Here is a 12,140-nt window from a genome sequence, read left to right on the forward strand (position 1 = left end):
TGTTGAAAACATACCCATCTCTATCTTTGGTATATTAACTATTAAAGAGTTTCGGAAAGACGCTAGCTGGTTTGGACCGCATCCACGGAGAATGATCGAAAATCCGGTACCGCTGTTTGAATATCCTCTCTGTCTCTCAGTCTCAGCGCGAGATCCCAACATGAAAGAAGAACATAACCCGCCAGTCTTTCATCAAGAATCATGACAGCCGGCACTGTCTGGCCGGGGTATCCAAGGCGCAGCATGAATTTACCTTCCTGTATACGCTGGGGAGGCCACACCGCGAACATGATATCAAGACAGGTATCTGTCGATTCGCTCGAGCGGAGAAGGATTTTAAAAAGTTCCATATCTCCTCCAAGATGATGAATCGCGGATCTAATCTGGTTTCGTGTACGGATTGAATTAAATGCGGGGCCAGGAAATGCTGTTGTGAATGTAGCGGGTTCGTCCCTGGGGTATCCGAGTTCAAGAAGTGCGGGAGCTTCAGAAAGGCACGCGCTGAACAGTCTTGATGCCATATCGGGAGGAAGGGACATCGAGGTTTCTCTATTGCTTGAAATGAAATTCAAAACCTTTGACAGATTCTCAACTCTTCCTCCTGAGGGGCTTCTTGATATCTCAGTCACATGCGTCTGTAGAGTACTGTAACCCTGCACCCATACTTCTGAAGTTCTTTTTCCGCTCCATACTGCCGCATAGTAAAGTAATTTTGAAACATCGGACGGTTTCTCAAATATGGATGGAAACAGAGTCATTTCTCTCCTGCCCTTGGGTGACATCGATCAATTACACCACGAAGATAGGTTCTATCCACACCTGTGTAAATTTCAGTTGTTTTGATATCCGAATGTCCGAGCAATTCCTGTACAACCCTCAGATCAGCACCTCCCTGAAGCAGATGAGTTGCGAACGAATGTCTCAGTGAATGAGGATGCACTTTCTGCTTAATACCAGCGTAAAAAACAGATTTCTTCACAATATTCCATACTGTCATTCTTGAAAGCGGGTTACCTCTATAAGTCAGAAATAACACTGCAGTTGATCTACCATGTGCCAGCACAGGCCTTGCAGTATCAATATACTTGGAAAGCCATCTGACAGCTGGCCCCCCTATTGGCACTATTCTCTCCTTGGTACCCTTACCCATCGGCCTTACAAGTGCTTCTTCAAGCAGAATTCTGCTGACTGTGATTTCAGTGAGTTCACTCTCCCTGAGACCTGCTCCGTACGAAAGCTCCATCAGTGCTCTATTGCGAACTGAAAGAGGTGAATCACCAGACCAGACTTCAATAAGAGAAGTAACCGTTTCAAGACTCAGAGGGTGAGGAAGAAGAATTGGCTGTTTCGCTGAATGAAGTAACTCCGCAGGATTATCTTCTCTTAATCCTGAGATCTGCAGATATCGGAAGAAGCCCCTGAGTGATGACAGCTTGCGTCTAACACTCCGAGCTGAAAACCCTGTTGAAGAAAGAAAGGCCATATACTCGGCTATATCAGCAGTTATAGCTTCTGACAGATTGGTTTCATTGATCCGGAGCCAGGTGTCAGCCTGTTCCAGATCATTACTGTATGCGGATATAGTGCTGGACGCGAGTTTCTTCTCAAGAGCAGCATATTCAATGTATGACTCAACAGATTCATCCATTTGCGGTAAGCCACGCTCTAAAACCGCTGCGGGATTTCCCCGAAGATGAGCCTTGAACCGACAACTTTTTCCGCATAATGGAGATGGTTACTCCCCGCTTTTCCAGTTTATGGGCTACCTCCACGGCTTTCTGATTATTCCAGTATTTTGCAAGGCATGACGGGGACTGCTCAAGCATTTCCATGGACCTGTCAATAGAAAGCCCAAGTACTTCACTCAGGGCATTCGCAACATCGCTCTCACCCCTCCGAGCAGGTGGATACAGAAAAAGCTTCAGGGCAGAATCAGGATCTGATTCAGGCCTGTTAAACGGTTCCTCTAGCACCTGAATGTCATCTGGATCATTATTCATGCTGACAATGAAAGGTGGAGGTTCTGGAACGCTATGGACTACATTCTCTATGGAGGATTCACTTATAAACGGCGGAAGTAGCATGTCCTCAGAGATACTGCTGACTGGAGGAAATGGAATCACAACAGATGGGGTACCTTTTGAAGAATCTGACCCATCTTCGCCACCTATTATATCAGGTTTCTCTTCAAACAAAGGCACTGGTGAATAAAAGACTATTGTTGAAGGAGCGCTTTTTCTGGGATCTTTCAGAACAGGCGGCATAGATTTGAAGAACCCGTTTTTTAAAGAAGGTGAAGGCTGATCGGACTGGAATTTCAGTGGAGGATTCCTCATTACTCTGCCAAAAGCAGTATCAATTTCATCGAGAGGTGGAGGTTCATTGGTAAATCCTTCTGGAAGTTCGACAAACGGAGGAACCGGAGATTCCTTCTCAGGCTCAGGTTGTTCTGACTGTTCAAGTGTTTCCGTGGAAGATGAAATGAGCATATCGTGATTTTCTGCAGGTGGTTGGAATACAGCAGTTGATCGAGTCCGGGGCAATACCCGATCCCTGGTGGCTGACTCTGGTTCTATCCGTATAATGCCTCCGGCTTCTACAATTCTTTTCCGTATCTGTCTGGCAGTATCGCCATCAACACCTGAACCAAGTGCAAAAGGCATTCTGGAAAGCCAGATAACAATCTGTTCATTTGAAAGACCTGTAAGTTTCTGTAATCTTCGCCGAAGCCGTGTTCTGTAACCCGGTCTGAAATCTACAAGAAGCACCCTGAACGAAGGCGATGAAGTCAATTCCAGTTCCCTGTTCGGCAATACTCTGCATTTCACAGCGGGGTCTCTGCCAAGCTGATCGGCCAGCTTCTGCGCTTCGTTCTCTGTAAGATTGTTGCCTGCTGTCAGGTTTCCATCACCAAGTGAAAGGAGAATTTCATCATGAAGAAGAGAGGTCAGCTCGGCAATGATACGAATCGTTTCACGCGAGGGTTTATCACCCCCGACAACTACTTTCCATTTCATGAAATTTCCGTACTACTGCTGCTCGCGCGCCAGTTCGATTCTGTCTCCTATTTCAATCAAATCAATAGAGGATGATGAGAATATTATTGCGGCAGAATTTTCAAGTGTAGTAGACAAGATAATAAGCCTGGAAATAGGAATATTCGGGGTTACTACAGTGCTTCCGGACGGGCTGTCAAAAAGCTGTCCATACTTGTACATATTGAAAATATCACCTGCTTGAAGACCATCTTCTGAACCCCTGTCAAGGAAGACTATGTCAAATGCGTATGCCTTATCAGTATCAGGGTCCTGGAAGGCGATAACCCATGCGTCCATACCACTTACAACACCATTGGATGACACTTCGACGGGTGCTATTGAAGTATATGGAACAAGGTAATCTCCCACAATTACAGGAAGATAGCAATGTTCAAGTAGAGCAACGCTTGCAGTAGGGGAAGTCCTGATTACTCTGCAGACTCCGGCAACCCTGATAACTTCACCAAGTTTTTCACCTGTTTCAGGATGCCGAACCTCTTCCCCGATATTATAGATCTTGTATACACGTCCGATCTCAACTCCCTGGTTCTGTCCTATATCTAAGGCGATCATATCTCCCGGTATAGCAAATTCGCTTGCATATTCATCTACTTCGTCGACATTAATCTCAACGACATAACAGACCGGTGCGGGTGGATCAAAAGTAACCATCCCTGTAGTCTCCAACAGAAGCCTGCTGAGAAGTGATCCGCTGCTGGTCAGGGAAGCTGTGTAAATATCAATTGATGTGTTAACTACCGAAGTGCTGACAGTAGTACCGTAGATATCCGGAATAATCAGTTCAGTACCTGGACGAAGGAGCTCAATTCCTTCAAGTGATTCGTTAGCTTCAAGAATATCTTCCCAGTGAAAAGGTGTGTTGTAATAGCGTATAGAAAGATCCCAGAGTGTATCCCCATAGTAAACCTGATGCATCCTGTCCGCCATCACAAAAGAGAACACTGATGCTGAGAATACAATAAATATTGATAGAGTAACAGTTAAGCCTCTCATTTCAACCTAACCTCCCGCAAAATCCTTGAGAACAAGCAACACGAATTTCATAACTTCATAATATTCTAAGTTCGTAGTTTGCTCAAGTCAAATCAGTATTTTTAATGATATTATCTTTTCGCGAGATAAATAACTGAATTCCCGGAATCTACACCGGCGGTTTTCAGAACTGTCACATAATAAATACCACCGCATCCTGATGTTGATTCTCTATCGGGGATGTTAACAGCCAGCATCAGCTCTCCGGTACCTGGAGAATTACCTGTCCAGGCGCTGCCAGCAGCAACAGGCTCAGATTCGGAGACCTTCATAATCAGTTGGCCATTCGTCGCTCCCGGCATAAGAGCAGTAGCAGTTGCAAATAATTCAATTCCGGATGGTCCGCAATTACCCGTCTCCAGTGTAACAATTCCTGTCGCGGAGAGAGAGAGAATATCACCATCATTTACATGCATTCCGGTTCTGACCCATCCATCTACTGCTGGAACATCTATTCTGATTGAAGTTTCGCTGTTACTTTCACTCCATATTATGGTTTGAACATCACTCACAGGGAAGCTTCTTTCCCCCGAATCTGTGATGATCGAGAAAACACCATCAATGTAAGATACAGGGCCTCTGTACGTTCCCGCGTTATCTCTGAGAAAGATTCTGGCATCATCCCTGTCAACGGTAACATTTGACGATTTGAAAACGACACTGCGTCCACTGATGCTTTCCAGTTCACCGCAGACCGCCTGACCTTCAGATGTAATCATACGATCTGAGGGACCTTTACAACCAGGCACCACAAACAATATGGCAAAAAGCAGGAATGAGACAGTAATGCTCCGTATCATCTATCAACCTCTTTCAATCCGGGAATTAAGCTGGGTACAATATCCTGAACATTTTTCACCAGCTCAAATTCCATTTTACTGCGGATATTCTCGGGAATTTCATCCAGGTTTCTACCGTTCTCCTCAGGAATGAATACTTTTCTTATTCCGGCGGCAAGCGCACCCAGGATTTTTTCCTTGATACCGCCGACAGGCATTACTTTCCCCTGCAGACTGATTTCACCGGTAGCTGCCATATCGGAAGCAACAGGTTTTCTAGTCAGGGCTGATAACATGGATATCGTAATGGCCACTCCCGCTGAAGGTCCATCCTTTGGAGTAGCACCAGCCGGGACGTGCAGATGAATATCAATCTTCTTGAAATCAAGATCAATTCCGTATTTGATTGAATGTGTTCGTATCCAGGACAGGGCGGCATGAGCTGATTCCTTCATAACCTGTCCTAACTGCCCAGTCAGCTTAAGATCTCCCTTGCCTTCCATTATTATGGTTTCGATGAGGAGAATCTCCCCACCGGCGGGAGTCCAGGCAAGTCCAACGGCCACACCAATACAGGGTTTATCCGCGATTCTTTCTCGGGTGAATTTTCGAGGACCAAGAAATTCGTGCAACCGTGATGGATTGATTATAACAAGGTCATCATTACCCTCAGCAAGTCTCATTGCAGTTTTTCTGCAAATCTTACCGATGGTTCGTTCAAGTTCTCTTACACCTGCTTCGCGCGTATGTCTTATGATTATCTGACTTATTCCGTCCTTTCGGAATCTTAACGTCTTTCCCGTAAGACCGGCATTGATCATCTGTCTGCGCACAAGATATCTTCGTGCTATTTCCAGTTTTTCATCCGCTGTATATCCAGGGATTCGAATTATCTCCATCCTGTCCTTCAGAGGTGAGGGTATTGTATCGAGTCGATTCGCGGTAGTGATGAACTGCACGGAACTCAGGTCGAAAGGAACATTCATATAGTTATCTCTGAAGGAGTAGTTCTGTTCGGGATCAAGTACTTCCAGCAAAGCTGAAGTTGGATCACCCCTGAAGTCACTGCCTATCTTGTCAACTTCATCGAGCATGAAAACTGGATTATTGCTTCCAGCCTCCTTCAAGCCCTGGATTATCTTGCCTGGCATTGCTCCAATATAAGTTCTTCTATGTCCCCTGATCTCCGCTTCATCGTGAACTCCACCAAGTGAAAGTCTAACGAATTGGCGACCGAGAGACCTGGCGATACTTCTTCCCATGGAGGTTTTGCCGACACCGGGAGGTCCCACAAAACAGAGGATCGGAGCCTTACCTTCAGGATTCAGTTTACGAACTGCTAGAAACTCAAGCACTCGCTCCTTCACATCCTTAAGATCATAATGGTCTTTCTCCAGAACTGATCTTGCTCTGGCAATATTCAATTTATCCTTTGTACTTTCCATCCAGGGCAAACTAAGAATCCATTCGATATAATTTCGAATAACAGCAACTTCAGGAATACCGGGATGCATTCTTGTCAGTCTGTCGAGTTCTTCATCAGCAGCTTTTCTGACCTTATCGGGAAGCTTCTTCTTCAAGAGCCTCTCCTTGAGCTCCTCAGCTTCAGGGTTTTCGCTTTCTCCCCCGAGTTCTTTCTGGATAGCTTTCAACTGCTCCTTTAGAATATACTCCTTCTGATCCTTCTCAATCTCGTTCCTGACCTGACCCTGAATTTTATTACGAAGTTTAAGTATCCTGATTTCCTTCTCCATTATTCCGGATAGCTGCCAGAGGCGCTCAAGAATATTATCAGCCTCAAGAATCTTCTGTTTGTCTTCTATGTTTGCTTCTATCCTGCTTGCTGCCAGAAAACTGAGTCTTTCGGGATCGTCAGACAATTCCATGAACTGCGAGTCATCAGGGATGCTCCTTGTCAGTTCAAAAATCTGTTTCAATTGCATCACAATAGTATTCTGCCAGGCATCGAGTTCGATATCACCCTCGGGATATACCGTTTCCAGTCTTTTCACTCTGGCTAACAGATATGGAGCGTTTGAATCAATAAATTCAAGTATTCTGAATCTGGCAAGTCCTCTCAGGTGCAACCTGATAATATCCCCCGGAAACCGATACAGTCTGTCAATACCGGTTATTGTACCTGTCCGGTACAGATCAGCTGGTACAATCTGTCTATCACTGATCTTCTTAACACAGACCAGACCGATCATCTTATCTCCCCTGACAGCATCATCAACAAGTTCGACGGTTTCGGAACTGGTTATTGTGCGTGGGATCATAGTATATGGATACACAACTCCATTTGGATTTGGCAGAATCGGCAATATTTCTGGAATATCCAGAGTGCTTTCCCGAACCATTTATTCTCCTCTATCTTTTATTGTTATTGCAAACTCCCTGTGGCTGATTACTGAAACTCTGATACTTGTCTGATTCAGTTCGGGGAGTTTTATGCAGAGAACTCCATTTTTCATAGATGCAGTAACTTCAGGTATATCAATCTTTCCCGGAAGATGAATCTCACGGTGGAATGCACCTGTGAGGATCTCCAGCTTTTCTGCGATCAGTCCCTTTTCAGGTGGTTTCCTGATTCCTCCGATAGCAAAACCGTCAGGAAAAGCAATCAGTTCTATGTCGCTCGATGATAATCCAGGGAGTTCTACATACACCAGCCATGCATTCTGTACTTTATAGATATCAATAGCAGGTGTCCAGTTACCGTACATCGAGTGTAACTGAAACATGGCAGTCGGTTCTATTCGATATCGAATCGAACTGAGACGTTAGTAGTGACTTCAACCGGCTGAGAACCCTGCATCGCCGGACTGAAGACCCAGGTACGAACAGCATCAACCGCTGCCTGACCACAGCCAAGTCCCAGTGGATCATTTACAATACTGACATCCTTTACCAATCCATCAGCTCCAACGAGAACCGCAAGAGTAACGTAATCATGTAGATCTCCTCTTGCACGTGCCTGTGATGGAATCGAAGGAGGAGTCTGCTGTATCGCGAATGGAGATGATATGGGTAAATCCTCAACAGGTTCCACTTCGACAGTATCTTCCACCACCGACGCAATTGCAACAGCGTTGAACTGTATCGCCGATGTTTCACCTGCTGTTATTTCAACTGTATGAACATCATTCTCAAAATCAGGATTTGAGAGCCTGACCGTGTATGTTCCAGGTTCAAGTTCCACACCTCCGAATGGTGTAGTTCCCACATGTACACCATCTACATAAACGTCAGACCAGGGTTCCGGTCCAACCATCAGTTGACCGGGAAGTATCAGCTCTGCAAGCGTGATTGTTCTGTTGTAACCATCCTGCCCCAGATTGATCGAAGCACCCCATTCTTCCCTTTCATCCATCGTGACCTGAAGATAATAACTACCGAAAGGAAGTACTTCAGTCATTCTGCGTCCGGTTGCCACACGTACTCCATCAATAAAGAAACTGGCATTCCCGGGTGTATCAGATGAAAGCTGAAGAGTAATTTGAGATTGCTCGGCAGCAAGGATATTAAGATTATGTTCCAAATCAGTTGTCTGATCCACAAGAATTGATTCCGGCATAACTCTGTATCCATCAAGTATTGCTTCGAATACGTGTATACCTGTCTGAACAGAGTCAACGTTACCTTCTATTTCTTCTCCATCAATAAGGAAAAGTACAGCATCAAGGCCAGGATCATCTTCACCCTCAGGCATCGTATAACCCATGGTGATCTGAACGAGTGAGGTTCCGAGTGAATCAAGCATCAGTGTGTCCGCGTTTATCTGTGCTTCTTCAAATCTTGGATTCATGGTTACAGTTTCAAAACCCGCAGCGGAAATTTCTATGATTCTCTCATTAAACACAGTATCGCTCAATATAAAGGTACCTGGGCTGGTCTCCCGAACATGCACTCCATCAAGCGTAACATTAATGTCTGTCGCACCCTGTACAACAATTGTTTCAGTGAAGGGCTGAGGTGGAATATATTCAATTACCTCAGGTTCAGTTGCAGGTCCTCCTGTAAACTTCATCACTGCGAACACGATAATCGCTAATAGAACAACCGCTCCAACGATAAAGTATATCCTGTTCTTACCGCCCTTTTCCGGTTCATGGAGTGGAACAGGCTTCTTCTTCCTATCCGGAGCTGGTTTTACTACTTTCTTCTTCTTATCAGGGGCAGGCTTTGCAGCTTTCTTCTTCTTCTCATCAGGAACAGGCTTCGCAGCTTTCTTCTTCTTCTCATCAGGAACAGGCTTCGCAGCTTTCATCTTCTTATCCGCTGCTGGTTTTTCAATTTTCTTATCTGGCGGACCAGCTGGAATCGGGATAGGAGTAACAACAGGCTCTTCTTCTAGTTTTGCTTCAGCACTCTTCTCAACAGGAATCCCGGCTTCCGGTTTCTTCTCTTCAACTAATACAGCGGGCGGCTGGTATTTCTCGAGAAGATCGAGCAATTCTCCAAGAACAGGCGCTGAAGGCCAGATATCAAAAGCGTGCTTGATATTTTCCAGTGCAGTTATCGGATTGTTGGATTTCAAATTGCTTCGAACAAGGTCTGCTAATCCATTTACTTTGATCGATCGTTTAATAAATCGTATTTTCTTCTTTACAAGTTTATTGTCAGGATCGTGACGTTTTGCTCGCTCCAGTTCCTGCAGCGCTCTTACTTCATCACCTGCCTTGCTTGCTTCATCTGATCTCTGAATACAATCATCTACGAATCCGGATGATGAGATATTCCTTCCGGCAGGGTGTACCCTTGTGGATCTGCTCTTATTGAACTTATCCATTGCTGAAATTTCACGCTCAAGTGCATTGATCCTGTCCAGTATCTGTTGGTTATCCGGATCGAGTTTAAGAGCTTTGCGATATGTCCTAAGAGCTTCCCTACGTTCACCTTGCTGCACCTGCATTCTTGCAGTTTCCAGCAGTTTCTTTACCTTATCATCTCCTAAGCCCATCTCCAACCTGCTCCCTCTGATTGCAATGCTGTGAGTCAGCTTTAATTTCCATCAAATTGTATTTCTTATGATTCCTATGTCAAGTACCCCATCATTCAAAATACTATCCCTCCAAGTATACTAAGATAGGAACTGAAGTATACCTGTGACAACCTCTGGAAAATCCATCAGATTCCGGGAAGATCCAGATGGCTAAAACGCCACCTGTATTCATGCAGTAGGAATTCTCCTGAATCGTTACCAGTGGCCAGTTCAGAAGCTTTCTCGATCAGGTCAGCATCGGTGAGCAATGAAGCAATCCTGAAAACTGGAATGCCATGCTGCTTTGTCCCAATTATGTCTCCGGGACCTCTTAATTCAAGATCTTTTTCCGCAATTCTGAAACCATTATCAGTTGAAGCCAGAACGGACAGGCGTTGCGCAGACTCATCTCCGCACTGGGAACCCTTCATGAGAAAACACCACGAATCCTTCTCTCCCCTGCCTATTCTTCCGCGCAACTGATGAAGCTGGCTAAGTCCGAACCGCTCAGCGTTCACAACAATCATCACTGTAGCCTCGGGAACATCAAGTCCAACTTCTATAACAGTGGTGCTTACCAGTACAGAGATCTCACCGGATGCGAATCTACTTGTAACATCGAGCTTATCGGATGCTTTCATCGCACCAGTCAGCAGGCCAACATTGTATTTCCCCAGCGATCCATCTTTGAGCGTATCGAAGGATGTTTTGGCATCCTTCAGATCAAGCTCCTCAGAAGCCTCCCGCAACGGATAGACAATGTACGCCCTTTCTCCAAGTTCAAGTCTTTTCAGGAGAGAACTGTACACCTCACTTCTTCTATCTCTGCTCATCACGCAGGTGTGTATTCTACCCCTGCCTGGAGGCATCTCATCAATAAGAGTGATGTCAAGATCACCATATACTGTCATAGCAAGTGTTCTGGGTATTGGTGTAGCGGACATAATCAATAGATGCGGGCAGGGCTTGCGACCTGCCAGAAGCTTTTCCCTCTGCTCCACTCCGAACTTGTGCTGTTCGTCAATAATACACAGTCCAAGTGCTGGTATTACTACAGTATCCTCCAATACTGCGTGAGTACCTATAAGAACATCCAGGGAGCCATCTTCCAGTGATTCATAGATAGACTTCCTCTGTGAACCGGTTGTTCCACCTGTTAGAAGATCACATTTGATATCCATTGGCTCCAGCATCCCTCTGAGTGTTTTATAGTGCTGAGCGGCCAGAACTTCGGTCGGAGCCACAACAGCGACCTGATAATCGGCTCCACAGCACAAAGCACATGCAGCAGCAGCAATAACTGTCTTGCCTGAACCCACGTCTCCCTGAAGCAGTCTTCTCATAGGTTTATCCAGGGAAAGCTCTTCAGTTATTCTTCTTACAGCTTTCTTCTGGGCATTCGTAAGTTCGTAAGGCAGCTTCTTCAAAAATGAACTTAAGGTATCCGATGGTGGAGTGATCAGTATTCCAGGTCTGAGAGAGGCATTCATCCTGACACGATTCAGAATGGACTGAAAAAGAAATAACTCTTCAAGCGCCAGTACTTTTCTGGCCTGCTCGCCCTGAAGAGGATTCTCCGGGAAATGCACCGCACGAACGACCTCAGTGCGGTTCTGGAAACCGTATGAATTCAGCACTTCAGAGGGCAGGATCTCACTTAAATGATCCACGTATTTCTCAATGACTGATGTCATCAGTTTTCTCATTATTCCCTGGGTTATTCCTGCGGTAAGCGGGTAGACTGGAAGCACCAGGCGTAGTTCCTCCGGTTCGCTGTTCAGAAAAATCAGATCGGGATGTACTATTGAAAGACCTCCGAAAAAATCAACCTTCCCGCTGGCGATGACCTCTGATCCGGGCTGCAGTCTGGCGGCAATATATTTCCAGTTGAAGAAGGATAGTTTAATTCTTCCGGAACTGTCTTCAAGCTCAACCTGGAACACGCTCTTCCCTTTTCGGGATTTCCATAAGCCGCTCGATACCACCGTCCCGGATATATTCGAATCTTCTCCGGGGATAAGATTCCTTATCGGAGTTATTATTCTTCGGTCATGATACTGAGTCGGGACATGAAGAAGAAGCTCTCCTACAGTATGTATATCGAGTTTAGCTAATTGACTGCTCCTCGCGGGTCCTACACCCTTGAGATACCTGATATCGGTCTCCAGCATATTATCCTTTCAGGGACCTTCAGGACACTCTGTGAATCCTCGATTGCCTCCAAGAACATTTGAGTAATGATACTAATTGAATTACAGCTTGTATACAGGGTCATTCAGACTAGTA

The 12,140-nt window shown here is 45.4% G+C and carries 8 protein-coding genes and 1 pseudogene; all 9 read right to left on the bottom strand.

The annotated features are described in order from the left end of the window. Positions 1-62: 62 nt before the first annotated feature. Complete coding sequence (locus K8R76_03825) at positions 63-758, bottom strand: hypothetical protein (protein ID MCD4847300.1); 696 nt, start codon at positions 756-758, stop codon at positions 63-65. Continuing rightward, positions 755-1,648, bottom strand: a complete 894-nt coding sequence (locus K8R76_03830; GenBank protein MCD4847301.1) for a tyrosine recombinase — start codon at positions 1,646-1,648, stop codon at positions 755-757. The genes K8R76_03825 and K8R76_03830 overlap by 4 nt, the downstream gene beginning before the upstream one ends. Next, complete coding sequence (locus K8R76_03835; protein ID MCD4847302.1) at positions 1,641-3,017, bottom strand: hypothetical protein; 1,377 nt, start codon at positions 3,015-3,017, stop codon at positions 1,641-1,643. The genes K8R76_03830 and K8R76_03835 overlap by 8 nt, the downstream gene beginning before the upstream one ends. 12 nt (positions 3,018-3,029) lie before the next feature. Continuing rightward, complete coding sequence (locus tag K8R76_03840) at positions 3,030-4,052, bottom strand: LysM peptidoglycan-binding domain-containing protein (protein MCD4847303.1); 1,023 nt, start codon at positions 4,050-4,052, stop codon at positions 3,030-3,032. Positions 4,053-4,162: 110 nt separating this feature from the next. Then, positions 4,163-4,891 (bottom strand): hypothetical protein, encoded by a 729-nt coding sequence (locus tag K8R76_03845; protein ID MCD4847304.1) that lies wholly within the window; start codon positions 4,889-4,891, stop codon positions 4,163-4,165. Beyond that, positions 4,888-7,230: an endopeptidase La gene (gene lon, locus K8R76_03850; GenBank protein ID MCD4847305.1), complete on the bottom strand. Its 2,343-nt coding sequence runs from the start codon at positions 7,228-7,230 to the stop codon at positions 4,888-4,890. Before lon ends, K8R76_03845 begins: the two co-directional genes overlap by 4 nt. Continuing rightward, the gene (locus tag K8R76_03855; GenBank protein ID MCD4847306.1) at positions 7,231-7,614 is read right to left on the bottom strand and encodes an Hsp20/alpha crystallin family protein; all 384 of its coding nucleotides are present in this window, start codon (positions 7,612-7,614) and stop codon (positions 7,231-7,233) included. A gap of 11 nt (positions 7,615-7,625) precedes the next feature. Continuing rightward, positions 7,626-9,833: a TonB family protein gene (locus tag K8R76_03860; protein MCD4847307.1), complete on the bottom strand. Its 2,208-nt coding sequence runs from the start codon at positions 9,831-9,833 to the stop codon at positions 7,626-7,628. Positions 9,834-10,000: 167 nt separating this feature from the next. Continuing rightward, positions 10,001-12,025, bottom strand: a pseudogene (gene recG / locus K8R76_03865) (ATP-dependent DNA helicase RecG). Positions 12,026-12,140 lie beyond the last annotated feature (115 nt).

The organism is Candidatus Aegiribacteria sp., assembly GCA_021108435.1.
Taxonomy (GTDB): Bacteria; Fermentibacterota; Fermentibacteria; order Fermentibacterales; family JCC-6; genus Aegiribacteria.